The sequence below is a fragment of the Luteimonas sp. KH_071 genome (assembly GCF_057838005.1).
In genome coordinates, this window is the sequence record NZ_CM174458.1 from 3,296,807 (window position 1) to 3,313,605 (window position 16,799).

Sequence of the window (16,799 nt, forward strand, 5' to 3'; positions counted from 1 at the left end):
GCCTCGCCGGCCTCAGGGTCCGCACTGCCAGCGACCCTCGATGGTGCGGCTCGCGCCATCGGCGCGCAGATAGGTCAGCGTCGCCGGACGCGGCGGCGATTCGCCGCCGCCGATTGCCGCACCTGTTTCCTCGATGCGGATCGTCTTCCCCTGTCCGGTAAAAGTCGGGCTCTGCGTCATCCCGTCGAAGCCGCCGGGTGCGCGCACCGGTTCGACATATCCGGCGACCTTCACGATGCCCTGCGCAGGCGTCTGCGAGCCGACGACACCCATCGCGTACAGCAACGGCGACTGACCGTCTTCCGAAAAGCTGCAGGCGAGTTCGCCGGCCAGGTTTGCGTTGTTCAGATCGGTTTCGCCCAGTGCGTCGAGCACGATCCGGGAGCCGTCACCACCGATCGTGTCGCTGGCGACCACCGGCGCAGGTCCTGCGGGCGCGGGCGTGACCGCATCGGCAGCCGCCGGTGTCGGCGCGATTGCGGACCCTCCGGCGGCGGGTGCTGCCGCGTCGTTCGCCGGCGTGCACGCGGCGAGCAACGCCGTGGAGCACATCGCGATCGTCAGGGTTCTGGCGATGGTTGCGGGTCGAAGTGCGATGGATCGCGTGAGGGGCATGGGGACCTCGTCGTATTGCGGCCGCGCGCGCATCGGCGGCCCGGATCACCGATCCTCGTCGCGCACGCCTTCGCGTTCCGTGAAGCGCGTTGCCGCGCAGATGCCGTCCACACACGGCGCGCTGCCTACACTCGGCGCATCGCCCCAACGCGCTGCGACCACGGCATGCCGCCACTCACGACACCCGACGGGCGCTACCTGATCGTGCGCGGGCGTCTGTGGCGCACCAGCAATCCCGCGTTGCCGGACGCACGACGCCAGCGCCTCGTCGATGCGCTGATGGATGCACGTCGCGCGGTGAAACACGCGAAGCAATCCGACGACGCCGCTGCACTGGCCGATGCGCGCCGCGACGTCGACGCCGCCAAGCACGCACTCGGCGAACGCGGACCGGTGTGGTGGACCGATGGCGCACCGGACTACAACCGCCATCTGGTCGAAAATTCGCCGTATGCGGCGTGGTACGTGGATCGGGAGGCGCCACGGTCGTGATCGACCGCCGCAGGACACCGCTGCGTCCGGATCCTGTACTGATCCGTTTCCCGGCACCACCCCGGCCGGGTAAGCCGGGGTGTGCGGACGCCTCGCAGCGCCCGGTCCGGCGACGCCGCGCACGTTTCAGGTGTGAACGGATCCTGTGCCGTGGCGCCTGCGCCTAGGGCCTGCCCCAATGCCGGGCCGCCGCACCAAAGCGCACTATCGGAACATCCCCGATTTCCCCGGTTCTCTCCATGAGCTCGATCTACGGCGTCAACGCCCAGACCTACCATCGCCTGCCGTCCGAAGACCAGGCGTCCATCCGCGCCAGCTTCGAATCCCGGCAGACGCCGGATGTCCCGCCGACGCCGCAGGCGGCACCACTGCCTGCGCCCACGGTCGCCGGTGCCACCACCGCGCAGGATGCCGTCGCCGCACTGCATGCGCTGCCGACGCCCAATCACGCCGACCTCGGTCAGCTGCGCCTGCCGCCGGAAGATCGCCAGTCGATCGTCGACAGCCGCAACGCGACCTACAACGCCACGCGCGCGGACGCGGCGCAGCAGGCGCTGGACCGGCTCGCACCGCAACGCAGCGACTACGACGCATTGCCGCCGGCCACGGCCAACATGGAGTTCCAGCAGGCGCAGCAGGCCTGGGCGCAGAACCCGTACGCGACCGAGCTGCAGCGCATCGTCGACGAGGCCACTGCGTCGCCGACGACGATTCCCGCCTATCTCGATGGCAGCGATGCCACCGCCGACACCGCGCAGTTCACGCCGGACCAGATCCGCGACGCGCTGGCAGCCGTGGGCATCGACATTCCCGCCGACGCGACGGCCGAGACCCTGCAGGCCGGACGCGATCTGCTGGGCACGTTTCCCGACAGCATCCTCGCCACAGCGATCAACCCGGGCAGCCAGGTGAGTTTCGCCCAGGGCACCGGCGCCAGCAGCACCAACCTGCTCGGCCCGTCGGCCAACTACCAGCTCGAAGCGGGCGCCGAAATTTCATTGTCCGACGTCACCACCGGCGTCGACTTCGCCCAGACCCAGCAGTTCGAGGCGTCGGTCACCGTGCAGGGCGGCACAGGCGTGGAACTCGGCAAGACCACACTGCAGCAGGTCTACGGCTGGGCCGACCGGCTGGGCCAGCTGCCCGACGCCGCGCGACAGCTGGTCGACAGTTCGCCGCTGCTGCGCCAGGTGGTGAAGGGACTGCCGGTATCGGGCTCCTACAGCGAGTTCGTGGGTGCGCAGCTGAGCTACGACGCGACCGTGACCAGCGATCAGGGCGCGCAACTGGCCGACGGCAATCTGGACGGCCTGCCCAATCCGCTCGATCCGCTGAACATGCCGCCCGGCACCTCGGTGCTGATGCGCGGCCAGACGCTCGTCGGCAGCGCGTTCGAGGCCAACTACAAGGTCTTCACCATCGGCGGTACCACCGCCGAACTGTCCGGCCTGGGCTTCGGCGTCACCCGCGGCGAGGGCTCGATCGTGGAGATCTATTCCGGCCCGGTCGACACGGTGGAGAACGCGTCGTTCTTCGGCCTCGGCCGACAGGGCCTCGCCGCGATCGGCTTCGGCTCGGAACTGAGCATGGAGACGCGCGAGATGCAGATCGCGCGCCTCGACCTGTCGACCGCCGAAGGCCAGGCGGCCTATCAGGCCTTCATCAGCGGCGGCACCATTCCGGACTGGGCACCGCCCGGCGTGCAGCAGTCGGGCACGACGGAAGTGTTCTCGCACGCGTACGCGCGCACGGCCGGCATCGAGCTGGGCGGACTGTCGGTCGGCGTGTCGAGCGAATCCAACGGCACGATCACCCAGACCAGCTGGGCCGACGGCAGCATCGATTACACCAACACCTACACCTCCGCGAATGGCATCACCAGCGAAGTGACCTCGAGCCTCAACGCCGACGGCACCGTCAACCACGACGACGCCAGCTGGCGCATCGTCTACGCCGACATCGATCCCGCTTCGGCGAACTACATCGAGAGTGCCTACGATCCCTCCCAGGCCAACGATTTCGCCGACAGCAACCAGCACGTGCAGCTGGAGATGACCAGCGCCGAGCTGATGCAGCTGCGTGACCTCGCGCGCGACTATGTCGGCACGCAGATGGATCCGGGCGTGCTCGAAGCACTCGACAGTGGCGTGCAGTCGCCGAACCCGCTCTCACCCGAGCAGGCCATGGCCATCGCGCAGACGCCTGACGAAGTGTTCGCGGCGCTCACCAACAGCAACCACGGCACGGCGTACGCCGAGGCGCTGCTGGCGATCAGCTTCAACGCCGACAGCATGCCGGGCAACGTGCGGATCGCGACCGCCGGGTAAGCCGCGCCGCGTGCGTCGCGACGAAGCGGCGCACGCGCGTTTCACTTCGGCGGTTCCCTCACCCTGCGTCGCGCCGGCCCGCCTGGTGCCCGATGGCCTCAGGCGTCGCGCGCCGCCTCCAGCGGCCTGATCCAGTCGACATCCAGCACGAAGTCGCCGGCGCGGCCGTCCCCGATCAGCAGGCCGATCTCCTCGACCTTCGACAGATCGAGCGGCGGCCCGTTGAGCGTGGTGCCCCGGTAGGTCGGCTGCATCGCGGCGAAGTCGACGGTCGTCTCGATCCATTCGCCTGCGCGGGTGGCGAAATCCCCGCGCCACGACACGTTCGAGCCACGATGTCGCGCGTCAGTGGCGATCCGCAGCTGGTACGCACGCCCGTCGCCGCGGGCCCGCAGGCGCATGGCGTTCGCGTGGCGCAGATCGAACGCGCCACGGGCCCGGATCGACGCGAAGCCGCCGTTGTCTTCCAGCGACGTCGTGCCGGCGAACGTCAGCACTTCATCGCGCACCGTGACGCGGCTGCGCGAGTGCCCGCCCATCACGTCATCATCGAGCGTGATCCAGTGGGCATCGATCGAGCCGATGGGAAAGCTCGCAGGCGATGGACTCATGCGACTTCCAGCACCACTTTGCCGAAGTGCGCGCCACCCTCGAGATACGCATGCGCGGCTGCGGCCTCGGCCAGCGGAAACCTGCGGTCGATGATCGCCTTGACCTTGCCTTCGGCGATCCACGGCCAGACCACGCGTTCGACCGCGACGGCGAGGCGTGCCTTTTCGTCGGCGCTGCGCGGGCGCAGCGTGGAGCCGGTGATCACCGCCTGCTTCTGCATCAGCTTCATGATCGGCACCTCCAGCACCGGCCCGCCAAGCGTCGCGATGTAGACGATGCGGCCTTTCGGGTTCAGCGCATCCAGTGTGGCGTCGAACGTCGGCGCACCGACCATGTCCAGCGCCACATCGATGCCGCCGTGTTCCTTGGCGATCGCGCCGAAATCCAGCGTCGAGGTATCGACCGACACATCCGCGCCGAGCGCGTGCGTGCGCGCCGCCTTGTCCGCGCCGCGGCTGCTCGCCAGCACGTGCGCGCCGGCGGCCTTGGCCATCTGGATCGCGGCCACGCCGATGCCGGACGTGGCGCCGTGCACCAGCAGCCATTCGCCCGGCTGCAGAGCGCCGTGCTCGAACACGTTGGCGTAGACGGTGAACACCGTTTCCGGCAGCGCCGCCGCGTGCGCCCAGTCGAGTCCTTCCGGGATCGGCAGCACATGGCGCGCATCGGCTAACGCGTACTGCGCATAGCCGCCGCCGCCCAGCAGCGCGCACACGCGATCGCCTTCTTTCCAGCGTCCGGCGCCGTGCACGACCTCACCGGCGACTTCGAGACCCAGTGTCTCAGGCGCACCGGGCGGCGGTGGATACTTGCCGCCGCGCTGGGCGATGTCCGGGCGGTTGACGCCGGCCGCGCGCACGCGGATCAGCACTTCACCATCGCCGGGCACGGGACGCGGCAGCTGCACCGGATGCAGGGCGTCGGCATCTCCGGTGCCGCCCCGGATGGCGATGGCGGTCATGGTCGGCTCTGGCATGGAAAGGTCCTGCGGTCGCGAGCGGGCTCGCAGAGGGCACCACCCTAGTGCGGCAGGCGTTGCGGCCGGGTGTTGCTGCAGTCGCTGATCGGCGAATCGTGCACATACATCGCAATAACATCCGTCCGGCCAACATTTTCGAAGGGTCCGTATTCACGGCCGCAGGGCCCGGCAGCGCCTGCCACCTGCGACCGGATGTCGTCGTGGCCCGCTGTATCCCCGCCCCCTCCACACGGACGCCAGGAGATCACATGCGACTCGCGGATTTCATCGAGGACAACGTCGGAGCGATCCTGGAAGACGCGGAAGCCTTCGCGAAGACGCAGGCGCCCGCCGGCGTGGAACTGAGTGCGAAGGAGCTGCGCAACCACCTGCCGCAGATCCTGAAAGCGATCGTGGCCGACCTGCGCAGTCCACAGAGCCGCCATGCGCAGCAGGCCAAGGGCGAAGGCCGCGCCCTGCCCCCGGCCGGCCCCGAATCGGCCGCGACCTATCACGGCCGTACGCGCGCGGTCGCCGGTTTCGGGGTGAACCAGATGGTCGCCGAGTACCGGGCCTTGCGTGCATCGGTGCTGCGCATGTGGGCGGCCGACGCGCGTCTGTCGCAGGCCTCCACCCAGGACATGGTGCGATTCAACGAAGCGATCGACCAGGCCGTGGCCGAGTCGCTGGCCGAATATTCGACCGAAGTGGAATCGTGGCGGCAGATCTTTCTCGGCGCGCTGGGACATGACCTGCGCGGCCCGCTGACCGCGGTGGTGTTCACCGCCGACGTGCTGGCGGAGAAGACGCGCGACACGCCATACGTCCGCCATGCCGAGCGCATCCGCGCCGGCGCCGAACGGATGGCGAAGCTGCTCGACGATCTGCTGGCCTACAGCAGGAGCAAGCTCGGCGCCGGCATGGATCTGGACCGCGAACTCTGCGATCTGGGCGACGTGCTGGTCGACGAGATCGAACTCCTGCGCGCGGCGCTGCCGAAGACCGCGATCCGGTTCGGCGCATCGGGCACCACCCAGGGCCGGTTCGATGCGTCGCGCGTTCGCGAGGCGTTGCACAACCTCGTGACCAATGCCGCCAAGTACGGCGAGGCGGGGAAGGAGATCTGGGTCGATGTCGAAGGCGATGTGGACCACGTGCGGGTGTCGGTGCGCAATGCGGGCGCGCCGCTCTCCGACGATGCGATGCACGCGATGTTCGATCCTCTGCGACGCGGCGCCAGAAGCGCGTCGACGGGCGAGCACATGAGCCTGGGTCTGGGCCTATTCCTGGTGCGCGAGATCGTAGCCGCGCATGGCGGCAAGGTCACCGCGTCGTCGGCCGACGGGTTCACCACCTTCCTGATCGCGCTGCCGCGGGACGCGTGAGTCGCCGGACGTGATGCCGCTGCCGCGCCAGCTCCGGTGACGCCGCCGCGCCTGGAAAAACCCAGGCGCGCCACGCATGCGGGCGAAACGCGCTGCGGTCGCGGCGCTCTCAGTGGACCGAGGTGGGTCTCCGGGCCCGGGTGACGACCAGCATCTCCACGCCGTGGATGCGCCCGATCGAACGCGCATCGTAGGAATCGACGGCACAACTGTGTCGCACCTCGCACCAGTGCCTGAAATGCAGGGACCAGTCCGGGCCGCTGCGCTGGCTGCGCACGAGAAAGTCGTGCACCGCGAACACCCGGGATTCCAGCCCGCTCGCCAGCGTGTCCCAGAACGGTATCTCCAGTATCCAGTCGTACGTGTTCGGCATTCCGTGACCCTCCGCTCCCGGTCCACTGGACATCACGCGCTCACGCATCGGCCCGGGCCGTCAGTCCCGCAGCGACGCCAGCGGTCCCCTCTGCGTCTCGAGCACGCTGCGCAGTGCCGTGTTCGGCATCGCCTTGCCGTAGCGCCAGCCCTGCATGCGGTGCACCCCGGCGTCCATCAAGGCCGCCTCCTGGGCAGGCGTTTCCACGCCCTCGGCGATGACCTCGATCTCGAACGCGGCGGCCAGCCCGACGATTGCCCGCACGATCGCCACGTCCGCGACGCTGCCGGGCATGCCCTGGACGAATCCGCGATCGATCTTCAACGCATCGACCGGCAGGCGCTTGAGATAGACCAGCGATGCGTAGCCCGTGCCGAAATCGTCGATCGCCACGTGGACGCCCATCTCGCGCAGTGGCTGCAGAATGTCGAGCGCGTGGTCGATGTCGCGCATCAGCGTGGTCTCGGTGAGTTCCAGGCTCAACCGCGCGGGATCGAGCCCCGACGCATCCAGCGCGGCCTGCACCTCCTGCAACAGATCCGACTCGTCGAACTGCCGGGCCGAAACATTCACCCGGACGCATGGCGACTGGCCATCCGGACCCGCGGGCCAGGTCATCGCGTCCTGGCAGGCCTGCCGCATGACCCAACGGCCGACTGCCGGCATCAGCCGAGAGGCCTCCAGCACACCGATGAATTCCCCCGCCGTCCGGAGCGTGTCGCCCACGCGCCAACGCAACAGGGCTTCCGCCGCGACCCATTGCCCGGTCGCAGCGTCGTACTCGGGCTGGTAATGCACTTCGAACGCGCCGCTGGCGAATCCATCGCGCAGTTCGCGTTCGAAACGCAGCGATTCCAGCAGCGATGCGTGGTGTTCGGTGTCGTAGACGGCGTATCCGAATCGCCCCGCGGCACGCGCCTGCGCGGCGGCTTCCTCACCGCGCTGCAACAGCAACAGCGGGTTCTGCGCACCGGCCTGCTCGGCAAGTGCGATGCCGATGCACGCACCCGGGTCGACGTCCGCGTGTCGCCACTCCATCGACTCGAGTACATCGAGAATGGCTTCCGCCAGGCGGATGACCGTGCGCTTCGCGGGATGGGTGGCCACCAGGAAACTGAAGCCGTCGATGCCCGTGCGCGCGAGTTCGGTGTCCCCGCCCATTACCGGGCGCAGGACCTGCGCGATGCGACCCATCACCGTGTCCACGCTGGGCGCCCCGTGCGACCAGGCCGCGGCGCCGCTGACATCCACCTGCAGATGGACGATCGCCAGCACCTCCTGCCGGCGGGACGGCCCATCCAGGAAGCGCTGACGGATCAGCTCGGTCATGTAGTCGCGGTTCGGCAGGCCGGTCGCCACGTCGTGCAGGCGCAGATGTTCGACTTCGGCCTCGGCCCGCCTGCGCCGGGCGATCTCGAACGCCATCGCCACGTAATCGCCCATGCTCGCGGCGAAGGTGGTTTCCGCCCGCGACCAGATACGCGCACCGGCCAGGCTCTCGTGGCAGATCACGCCCTGCAGTTCGCCGCCGACGAAGGCCGGAGCATCGAGCAGGCCGTGGATGCGATGCCGTTGCAGATAGTCGCGCAGTGCCACAAGCGAGCGGGCCATCACCGCATCGCGTTGCAACGCGTCCATCTCCAACGTGCGCACGTCGTCGAACGACGCGACGTAGTCGTCCTCGTCCAGCGGCAGCGTTTCCAGCGCGTCGGGCGGGGTGCTGTGGTCTGTGATCGCATCGTAGGCATGCAGACACCGCAGGCAGCACGCAGCGGCGTCGTAATTCCAGACAGTCACGCGCTCGATCTGCAAGGCCGCGGCGGCCGTCCTGCAGATCGACGCGATGGCCGTTTCGAACGTGCAGTCGGGGCTCCAGACCGTACGTGTCAGCGTGACCAGCGCGCGCGTGAAACGCGCGCCGGCGTCGGCGTCATCGGACTGGATTTCCGGTGACCGGACAGGCCTGAACATCTGCAGCTTCACCGGACGACCCCGCTGGCCGATGCCGCCACACACGCATCCGGCGGATGCGTCGAGGGCGACTTTCCGCACAGTACGCCCGAAAAACGCCGGGTGGTAGCGCCCGTGACGGATTGCGCCGTGACCTGGGAATCCGGCCCACCTCAGGTGGTGTTTGACGTGACCGCGGGCACATTCCGGACCGCACAGGATCCGACCTCACCGGGCGATACAGGCGCACCGCACGGGGCCAGGCCACGGATTGCGCGAATCCGCAACGGGCGGCGGCGCGCGTACCGCGCCCGCACTCAGGCGTACTGGGCCTCGTACTCGCGCAGGAACGTCTCCAGAGGCACCAGCGCCTTGGGCGGCAGGTCCTCGTCCAGCAATGGCGCAACCTGGCGACGCGCCCCGACCCAGCGCGTCATGAACCGCCTGGCCTGCGCCGGCGATGCTGCCGTGCCGACGTATTCCCTGCGCCGCCACTTCAACCAGTACCGCCCGCCCGGATACACCGCGCCCACTGCCTTGCCCTTCCACATCAGCATCATCACGCCGGCGCATGCACGCCATTCGTAGAGCAGCGGGATCGAGCGCAGCGTCCGATGGGCCACGCCGATCTCTTCGCGCAGCAAGGGGTTGGTCTGCCATTCCATGGACGCAGGATGATCGGCCGCCGGGTCATGGGATGAGACGCCGGCGCGTCCGACCGCGTGGGCCGATGGCACGGACGCAGCCTCCGGCGCCGCACGTCTGCTGCGGAAGGTGCAAGCTGCCGGCCATCTCACGCATACGGATCGACGATGCCCCGACTTCCATACCGTCTGACCGGTGTGTTGTGCGCACTGGCCTTCGGCGTCGCGCACGCGCACGGCGGCGGGCTCGACCGGCACGGCTGTCACAACGACCGGAAGAACGGGGGCTATCACTGCCATCGTGGACCCACTGCTGCGCCGCCTGTGCAGCCGTTGGCACCGCGCACTACACCGTCATCGCAGCAGCCGACTCGCTCTCATATCCAGTCGCAACCGATGCAGAGCGCCTACCGCAACTGCACCGCCGCACGCGACGCGGGCGCCACGCCGGTGCGGCGAGGTGATCCGGGCTATGGCCCGCATCTGGATCGGGACAACGATGGCGCGGGGTGTGAGTCCTAGCACGGCTCCTGGACATCGTTGGAGGGTCGCGATGACATCGCATCTGGCGCCCTCCCGCGATTGCCACCATGTGTTCCGCGACCCCAGCGCGTACCCCATGTCCGTGTCGCACACCATCGCGCTTGCCGTGCCACGGGTTTATTGCCATCTTTTCAGGGTGCGAGCATATGCATCGTTGATGCAGCGAACGCGCCAGCACAGGCCCCACTGTTGTGTTGTGTGCGCAACCAACGCCGTGAACCACTGGATCGAAATCCCACCAAGGCGCCCAGCATGCAATTCGTCTCCCGATGGCTCGATGCGTCTGCGATTCTGGATCCCGTCGATCGCCGTAACGCACCCATGCTGCAGATCGTCCTCGGCTTGCTCGGCACCGTTCCGCCTCTGCTCTGGCTTTACCGGGTCTTCGGAAGCGGGCTTCCATGGCAACCGGGCGAGACCGCTTCACTGATAACCAGCCTGGTCATCAGCGCCGTCGCCGTCTGGTCGTTGCTGTTGATCCGTCGAGGACGCTTTCAGTGGGCGATCCGGCAGTTGCTGGTCGTCGTGGCGGTCATGATGCTTACCTCGTATGCGATGGCGGGGTTGTCGTCGCATACCTTCGAGCAGCCGATCCAGGTGATGTGGCTTCTGGTCGCCGGCATGATGATCGGCCGCAGCGCGCTGTGGGCGATGTACGGCGTCCTGGTCGTCGCCATGGTGGCGGGTGGCTATACCGACGCAGGACGAACCGGCGAACCCCTCTCGGCAACGTTCGCAGATGTCGGCGTCCGCACGGTGATGTTCCTGTTGATCACCATCGTCGTCGACCGTACGTCGTCGGCCCTGCGCAACAGTCTGGCCGAGGCCACCCGACACACGGTGTCGCTGGCGGAAGCCAACGCGCGTCTGTCAGAGGAGATGTCCGCGCGCGAGCGCGCCCAGGCGCAGTTGCTGCACGCACAGAAGGTCGAGGCAGTCGGCCGCATGGCCAGTGGCGTCGCCCATGATTTCAATCATCTGCTGACGCTGATGCTCGGATACGTCGAACGCGGACGCCGCAGCCGCGATCCGGCCGAAATCGAAGCTGTGCTGGGCGGGCTCGATACGGCAGTACGCCGCGCTACCGCCATCACCCACAAGTTGCTGACCTTCGCCCGCAATGACGCGTGCCAACTCGAACGCTTCGACGCGGCGGAAGCGCTGCGCGAGATCGCGCCGATGCTGCGACAAACGCTGGGGCCTCAGATTCCGCTCGCCCTCGAGTTGCCCAATGCGCCGGTGCCGATCCTGTTCGACCGCACACAGTTCGGACTCGCGATCCTCAACCTCACGGCCAACGCCGGCCAGGCCATGCCCGATGGTGGACGCTTCTCATTGGTGCTCGGCGCACCCGATCCCGAGGGCCATGTGCAGCTCGACGTCGTGGATACCGGGCACGGCATTCCGGACCACCTGAAGACGCAGATCTTCGAACCGTTCTTCACGACCCGCCCCCCTGGACAGGGCACGGGTCTCGGGCTGGCCGTCGTCGCTGGCCTGATGGCCGATGCGGGCGGTTCGCTGACCGTCGACAGCGCCCCCGGCAAGGGCAGCCGCTTCCGCATGCGCCTGCCGTTGGCGCCAGCGCCTTCGAGGGACCGGGCCGCCGCTTAGCAGTTTCCTGCCAAGAGGCGTGAGAGCGTTGCCGCCGACGAGCGCCCTCGGCCGGGATGTCGCGTCAACGCCGAGCCGCACTGCCCAAGAGGCGTCAGGTCACGGCACTCCCGGACTCGCTGTGACCACACACTCGAAGGTCAGTTCGATCTGCCCGCTTGGTGGCAATGTCGGGATCACCGCACCGGCGCCCTGCAGAATGCCGATCGACACATCCGCCGGGCATGCCGCGCCGTTGCTCGCACTGCAGGTCGGCACGGCGGCCGTGCAATCGAGTCCGGGGATAGCGGGGTCGCGGACGATCGCGCCGTCCGCGTCGACCAGTGCAGCGGCATCGCTCGTCACCGTCAGGATGTATCCAATCGTCTCGCCCAGCGCTGCACTTGCCGCAGAGGCGGTCTTGACGATGGCGAGGTCGACGTCGTCGTCGAGAATTTCCCAGAGGGCCTGGGCCACACCCGGATCTCCGCAGACGCTTGTCGAACGCGTGAAATAGGTGTCCTCGTCGACCTCCAGCTGCAGCTGCACGGTGCGTGTGCCATCGAACAGGCTGTTGCCGATGGCGGCGAGCCCGAGCGGAAGCGAGATGCCGTCGTAGGTCCCGGTCGGGATACGCACGGTAAACGTGTCGCTGCCGCTCGGCGTGGTGAAGTCGGCGCCCAGAACAGCCGAGCCGCCGGGGAGCACGCGGATGATTACATCGATATCCGCATCCACCGTGCCGGCGATGCGCAACGTCGGAAGGCCGTCTGATTCACCTTCGGTCGTGCGGTAGGTGCCGCTGGCCAGCTCGATGAACGGCTTCAGGAACACCTGGATGTCGTCGAGGAAGTTGCCCTCCGTCGTGCCGCCGACGGCCTCGAAGCCGATGTTGGTGACACCGGGAATTCCCGCGTAGTTGAACTGGCCCTCGTAGTCCAACCAGTTCGCAATGCCGCTGTTGTTCGGCGGAAGTGCCGTGCCCTGACCAATCTGCACGACTGCCCCCGTGCCCGTATTGTTCGACTCCACCTGCACGATCAGCGCTTCGCCGATCAGGAAGTTCATCTGGTTGGCGCTGTTGCGGCCGCGATGGCTGAGGCGCCAGCGGATGTCGTCATTGGGTTCGAGGCAGACGTTCTGGGAGATACGCGAGGACTGGGCCGCGTTCAACTCGGCGAACTGGGTCCCGCTGCGTGCCGGAACGGCGACGTTGCCGGTGTTGTTGTTGCGCGGCCCGCGCCAGATCTCGAGAATCCGGGCCGGCGCAGTGGTGAAGCCGGGAATGTCAAACCCGACGCAACCGCTGTTCTCCTGCGCTGTCAATGTGTGTGACGTCGTCCAGCCGGGGACGTACTCCTCGCCGATGTAGAGCCGGCAGGGGGTGGTGCCCAGCGAAGGCGATTCGAAACCCAGATTGATGAAGCTGCGCTGCACTGCGGTCACGCCTACCTGCGCGGACGCTCCGGCGGCGGCCAGGGTGAGAACGGCGGCGGTGGCGACGGTCAGCAGCGTCCGGCGGCGGAGGGAATGGCGCGGATGGTCGGTCATATGTCGAATTCCTTTCGGCGTGCTGTGGGGTTGAGCGCGGCAAGTCGCGCGCGGCCCCGATCAGTAGCTGCCGACGAAGTTGATGTAGAACCCGCGATGGTCGTAGTCGAGATCGGTGAGGTCGTCACTGAAATCGGTGAAGTTGTAGCCCACGCCCACGCGGAAGTTGCGGCCGATGTCACGGTCGACGCCGGCCATCCAGCCCTGGCGGGTGCCGCCGTTGTCGACGTCGAGCCAGCGGTACTCGGCCAGCGCGTGCCACTTGTGCAGCAGTTCGTAGCGCAGCTGGCTGGCGGCGAAGGTCGTCGCCGAGTCGAACCACGCGCCGGTGCCGCGGCCGTAGCGCGCTTCGCCTTCGCGGCGTGCGAGCTTGCCGGCCACTTCCCAGCGGTCGTCGATGCGGTACACGCCTTCGAGCGACAGCACCTGGGACTTCTGGTCGTAGTCCGCACCACCCAGCTGGCCCAACGTCGCCAGGTCGTACAGATACGTGTAGCGGCCGAACAGGCCCCAGCGCGATCCATCCCACGGGCGATACGCGAAGCCGAGGTTGCTCTCGATGAACTTCGCGCTGGCGCGCGGATCGAGATCGTCCTGGGTGTCGGCGTAGTTGAAGCGCGCAGCGACCCGCCAGCTTTCGTTGAGGCGATGCTGCACGCGGTTGGTGGTGATCCACTGCGTGCGACGTTCCGCGCCGGTGTCCTCGCGCCACTCGATCTTGCTCTGCCAGTCGGTGATGTTGGAGGTGCGACCGCCCGAGACGCTGATCGCACGTCGATCGACCTGGCCGCCATCGCGCGTGGTCAACTCGCCGTCCGACAGCGTGAAGCCGAGGTTCCAGCCCACGCCCGGATAGAAATCCATGCCGTAGGTGTGCGCCAGGCCCGACTCCTGCCGGGTCTTGAGGAACTGGCTTTCGTTGAAGATGTTGACCTGGTTCGACAGGCGCCAGCGCTGGCCGAGCGTCCAGCCGTTCTGGCGGGTCGGGTTGAACAGCGGGTCGTACTCGGTGGTATCGGTCGAGTAGGTGTAGGCGCCATACAGTGCGTGCTGCGGCGACAGCCGGTACTCGCCGTTGACCTGCGCCGCGTCGCCGCGATCGCCCGTCGTCACCTCGCCGCCCAGCGTCGAAAGATTGGCGAAGTTGTAGCGGCCACCGAGCGTGAACGCATCGTTGTCCGCGTAACGACCACCGTCATCGTCGAGCGTCAGCTGCGCGACGCCGTAGACGTCGAGCGAGGTGCCGAAGCGATGCGTGTAGCGCAAGGCGCCGAGCGTGCCGGCGATGTCGGCCGTCGCAGCGCGCTCTTCCTGCACACGGCGCAGTTCGGCGGCGAGCGCGGTGACGTCGGAGAAGCGCCACTCGGTCGTCGCCTGCGCCTGCACCAGCGCATCGATGCCGCGTTCGGCGCGGCTGTAACGCGCGTAGAAGCCGATGTCGGACGTGAACTCGCCCAGCACTTCGGCGCCGTATTCCTCGATGTCGGCGCCGGTGTCGAAACGCGCGACCGAGAAACCGGCATCGACGCGGCGCCACCATGCTCCCGTGCTCCAGTCCTGCACGGTCCAGCCGAGCTCGCGGAAGTTCGCACGCAGTTCGACCGCACTCGACTCGCCTTCGCGCGGACCGACAGGGTTGAGCTGGCTGAAGGTGAAACCGCCGTTGTCGGAGAAGAACACCGGCGCGCCGGTGGACTCGGTGCGGCTGTGCTCGAGCTTGAGGTAGGTGCCCTTGCCGGCCTGCAAGGTCAGGTCGGCCGACATCAGCGTGTAGTCCTCGCCGGCGCGGTTCTCGTCGACCCAGGTCGCGCCGAGGCCGACGTGATCGCCGAACCACTGCTTGGCGCGCACACCGGCAGCGATCTCGTCGGGATCGAACCCTGCGGGCACCCATTCGTAATCGACGATCAGGCGCTGCTCGAAACCATCGAGCGGTGCGTCACGGGTGATCGTAGGCACGTTGTCGCGCGAGACCGGCATCAGCGGGCGCGTCAGGATGATGCGGCCCTGCAGTTCGTCGATCTCGTAGTCGGCGCCGCGCAGCAGCACGGCGCGCGCTTCGACACGGCCCGTCGTCGGATCGCGCGTTTCCACGACGACGTGCTCCGAACCCGGCAGCACGTCGGTGTGGCGCAGGTAGTACAGGCTGCCGCCGGTGCCGACGAACTCGCTGTGCCCCGGCGCGGTCTGCGCTTCAGATCCGAACGCACGCAACTCGCTGACCGGGTCGCCCCAGACGTTGGCCGCGCGCGAACGCCACGCCAGCGCCGCGCCGTAGAGCGCACGCTGGTACTGGCCGTACTCGGTGCCGGTGAAACCGGTCGAGAAGTTGCCCCACAGCGCCTGGTTCTTGTCCCAGTCCATGCGCACGTAGAAGCGGCCCATGGTGTCGACGTCGCGATACGTCGTGGAATCGTCGCCGTAGCTCGGGTAGTACAGGTCCGGATCGACGCGGCGGAAGATGTCCTGCGGATCGGCTGCGGTGAAGCCGTCGAAGAGATCACTGAGCGGACGGTTCTGGGTGTCGGCCTGCGCGGTGATCAGGTATTTGCCGCCGATCTTGCCCTTGCCGTAGAACGCGAGGCGGCCGTCGCTGAGGATGTCGTCTTCGCGGCCAGCCAGTGCCATTTCACGGCCGGGGCCGATGGCCTTGTTCTGGAACACGGTGACGTCGGCAATGCCGACGCCGAAGAAGTAGCGGCCGCTGACGTCGACATCCAGCGCGTGCTGCGCGGTGTCGCCATTGCGGTTCTGCAGGCCGATGTCGAAGCGGTGCTGGCCGACCGGCATCAGGTATTCGGCGACGAACTTGCGTTCCAGATCGACCGGATAGCTGTCGCCGTTGATCAGCAGCGTCTGGCCTTCGGCCAGATTTCGGCCCTGGATGCGCACACGCGAGCCGTACACCGGAATGTTCTGCTGGCGCAGGCCGTTGCCGGAGAAAACGGCATCGATCTGCGACTGCGTGGCCGCCTGGTCGGTGGTCAGCGCGGTGCCGAGCGCACGCTCGGTGCCGGTGCGCAGCATCTGGTCGCCGCGATCGGCCTCGGCCGGCGTGACCAGCTGCAGGCGGTGTGTATACGTCTCGTCGAAATGACCTTCGGCGTCGTAGGCACGCAGCACGTAGACCAGCTCGTCGCCGGGACGGAACTGGCGGCCGGCAGGCAGCGTGCCGTCCCACTCGGCGTCGGCGACAGCCGCGCGCGGCAGGTCGAACTGCGCGATCGGCTCGATCAGGTCGGCATCGCTCGCGCGATACAGCGTGAGCTCCAGGCGATCGATGAAGTCGACGTAGTTGCTGCGCGCGTAGAAGCGCACCGGACGCGTGATGCGACCGGCTTCGAACGGCGCCAGCGACGGGCCGGATACCGACAGTTCGGGCTGGCCGAGATCGGGATCTTCGGTCGCCCAGATGGCGCCGCCACCCGGCAGCTGCACCGAGAAACGACCGAGCGCGGTCGCGCGTCCCGGCTGCTCCAGCGCCACGCTGACGCGGCGATCGGGCTGCAGCGCGGCCGACGACGAGCGCGCGGACGTGCCCGTGGTCACCGGCTGGTCGAAGCTGCGCGTGCGCAGCTGGAACAGCGTCGCGTCACCATCGCGGCAACCCGAGTCGTCGCAATCGATCGCGGTGCCGGTCGGCGCTGCATTCGCGGCGTTCGTGGCAGCGGCGTCCTGCGCTGTCGCGGCTGCCGACGCCATGCCGGCCAGGATGCCGAGCAAGGTGGCGTCGAGCAATTTCATCTTCATGGTCCG

The 16,799-nt window shown here is 67.9% G+C and carries 13 protein-coding genes; 5 read left to right on the forward strand and 8 right to left on the reverse strand.

Going from position 1 to position 16,799, the window contains the following annotated elements; genetic code table 11:
* Positions 1-12 precede the first annotated feature (12 nt).
* Positions 13-615: a hypothetical protein gene (locus AC3IRM_RS15215; protein ID WP_489203925.1), complete on the reverse strand. Its 603-nt coding sequence runs from the start codon at positions 613-615 to the stop codon at positions 13-15.
* A 165-nt stretch (positions 616-780) separates the two neighbouring features.
* Here AC3IRM_RS15215 and AC3IRM_RS15220 point away from each other — a divergent pair, with 165 nt between their 5' ends.
* Together AC3IRM_RS15220 and AC3IRM_RS15225 are read left to right on the forward strand one after the other, a co-directional pair.
* Positions 781-1,107: a hypothetical protein gene (locus tag AC3IRM_RS15220; RefSeq protein ID WP_489203926.1), complete on the forward strand. Its 327-nt coding sequence runs from the start codon at positions 781-783 to the stop codon at positions 1,105-1,107.
* A 239-nt stretch (positions 1,108-1,346) separates the two neighbouring features.
* Positions 1,347-3,434, forward strand: coding sequence for a hypothetical protein (locus AC3IRM_RS15225; RefSeq protein WP_489203927.1), 2,088 nt, complete (start codon positions 1,347-1,349; stop codon positions 3,432-3,434).
* A 98-nt stretch (positions 3,435-3,532) separates the two neighbouring features.
* Here AC3IRM_RS15225 and AC3IRM_RS15230 read toward each other — a convergent pair whose 3' ends face one another.
* Together AC3IRM_RS15230 and AC3IRM_RS15235 are read right to left on the reverse strand one after the other, a co-directional pair.
* Positions 3,533-4,045, reverse strand: coding sequence for a CIA30 family protein (locus AC3IRM_RS15230; protein ID WP_489203928.1), 513 nt, complete (start codon positions 4,043-4,045; stop codon positions 3,533-3,535).
* Positions 4,042-5,022: an NAD(P)H-quinone oxidoreductase gene (locus AC3IRM_RS15235; protein WP_489203929.1), complete on the reverse strand. Its 981-nt coding sequence runs from the start codon at positions 5,020-5,022 to the stop codon at positions 4,042-4,044. The genes AC3IRM_RS15230 and AC3IRM_RS15235 overlap by 4 nt, the downstream gene beginning before the upstream one ends.
* A 47-nt stretch (positions 5,023-5,069) precedes the next feature.
* Here AC3IRM_RS15235 and AC3IRM_RS15240 point away from each other — a divergent pair, with 47 nt between their 5' ends.
* Positions 5,070-6,389 (forward strand): ATP-binding protein, encoded by a 1,320-nt coding sequence (locus AC3IRM_RS15240; protein WP_489203930.1) that lies wholly within the window; start codon positions 5,070-5,072, stop codon positions 6,387-6,389.
* Positions 6,390-6,498: 109 nt separating this feature from the next.
* On the opposite strand, the gene AC3IRM_RS15245 is transcribed toward AC3IRM_RS15240, so the two are convergent.
* The 3 genes from AC3IRM_RS15245 to AC3IRM_RS15255 form a co-directional block, all read right to left on the reverse strand.
* The gene (locus AC3IRM_RS15245) at positions 6,499-6,762 is read right to left on the reverse strand and encodes a hypothetical protein (RefSeq protein WP_489203931.1); all 264 of its coding nucleotides are present in this window, start codon (positions 6,760-6,762) and stop codon (positions 6,499-6,501) included.
* 60 nt (positions 6,763-6,822) lie between these two features.
* Positions 6,823-8,733, reverse strand: a complete 1,911-nt coding sequence (locus tag AC3IRM_RS15250; RefSeq protein ID WP_489203932.1) for a putative bifunctional diguanylate cyclase/phosphodiesterase — start codon at positions 8,731-8,733, stop codon at positions 6,823-6,825.
* Positions 8,734-9,029: 296 nt separating this feature from the next.
* Positions 9,030-9,377 carry a hypothetical protein gene (locus AC3IRM_RS15255; protein WP_489203933.1) on the reverse strand — a complete coding sequence of 116 codons (348 nt, stop codon included), beginning with the start codon at positions 9,375-9,377 and terminating at the stop codon, positions 9,030-9,032.
* Between the two features lie 147 nt (positions 9,378-9,524).
* Here AC3IRM_RS15255 and AC3IRM_RS15260 point away from each other — a divergent pair, with 147 nt between their 5' ends.
* Both AC3IRM_RS15260 and AC3IRM_RS15265 read left to right on the forward strand, forming a co-directional pair.
* Complete coding sequence (locus AC3IRM_RS15260) at positions 9,525-9,878, forward strand: excalibur calcium-binding domain-containing protein (RefSeq protein WP_489203934.1); 354 nt, start codon at positions 9,525-9,527, stop codon at positions 9,876-9,878.
* A gap of 342 nt (positions 9,879-10,220) precedes the next feature.
* On the forward strand, positions 10,221-11,513 hold the full coding sequence (locus AC3IRM_RS15265; RefSeq protein WP_489203935.1) for a sensor histidine kinase: 1,293 nt from the start codon (positions 10,221-10,223) through the stop codon (positions 11,511-11,513).
* A gap of 99 nt (positions 11,514-11,612) precedes the next feature.
* On the opposite strand, the gene AC3IRM_RS15270 is transcribed toward AC3IRM_RS15265, so the two are convergent.
* Together AC3IRM_RS15270 and AC3IRM_RS15275 are read right to left on the reverse strand one after the other, a co-directional pair.
* Positions 11,613-13,043 carry a hypothetical protein gene (locus AC3IRM_RS15270; RefSeq protein ID WP_489203936.1) on the reverse strand — a complete coding sequence of 477 codons (1,431 nt, stop codon included), beginning with the start codon at positions 13,041-13,043 and terminating at the stop codon, positions 11,613-11,615.
* A 60-nt stretch (positions 13,044-13,103) separates the two neighbouring features.
* Positions 13,104-16,793, reverse strand: coding sequence for an outer membrane protein (locus tag AC3IRM_RS15275; protein WP_489203937.1), 3,690 nt, complete (start codon positions 16,791-16,793; stop codon positions 13,104-13,106).
* Between the last annotated feature and the right edge of the window lie 6 nt (positions 16,794-16,799).

Bases quoted from the DNA above. Each gene is read 5' to 3' on its own strand.
- AC3IRM_RS15215 (WP_489203925.1), bottom strand. From the start codon at position 615: ATGCCCCTCACGCGATCCATCGCACTTCGACCCGCAACCATCGCCAGA.
- AC3IRM_RS15220 (WP_489203926.1), top strand. From the start codon at position 781: ATGCCGCCACTCACGACACCCGACGGGCGCTACCTGATCGTGCGCGGG.
- AC3IRM_RS15225 (WP_489203927.1), top strand. From the start codon at position 1,347: ATGAGCTCGATCTACGGCGTCAACGCCCAGACCTACCATCGCCTGCCG.
- AC3IRM_RS15230 (WP_489203928.1), bottom strand. From the start codon at position 4,045: ATGAGTCCATCGCCTGCGAGCTTTCCCATCGGCTCGATCGATGCCCAC.
- AC3IRM_RS15235 (WP_489203929.1), bottom strand. From the start codon at position 5,022: ATGCCAGAGCCGACCATGACCGCCATCGCCATCCGGGGCGGCACCGGA.
- AC3IRM_RS15245 (WP_489203931.1), bottom strand. From the start codon at position 6,762: ATGCCGAACACGTACGACTGGATACTGGAGATACCGTTCTGGGACACG.
- AC3IRM_RS15250 (WP_489203932.1), bottom strand. From the start codon at position 8,733: ATGTTCAGGCCTGTCCGGTCACCGGAAATCCAGTCCGATGACGCCGAC.
- AC3IRM_RS15255 (WP_489203933.1), bottom strand. From the start codon at position 9,377: ATGGAATGGCAGACCAACCCCTTGCTGCGCGAAGAGATCGGCGTGGCC.
- AC3IRM_RS15260 (WP_489203934.1), top strand. From the start codon at position 9,525: ATGCCCCGACTTCCATACCGTCTGACCGGTGTGTTGTGCGCACTGGCC.
- AC3IRM_RS15265 (WP_489203935.1), top strand. From the start codon at position 10,221: ATGCTGCAGATCGTCCTCGGCTTGCTCGGCACCGTTCCGCCTCTGCTC.
- AC3IRM_RS15270 (WP_489203936.1), bottom strand. From the start codon at position 13,043: ATGACCGACCATCCGCGCCATTCCCTCCGCCGCCGGACGCTGCTGACC.
- AC3IRM_RS15275 (WP_489203937.1), bottom strand. From the start codon at position 16,793: ATGAAGATGAAATTGCTCGACGCCACCTTGCTCGGCATCCTGGCCGGC.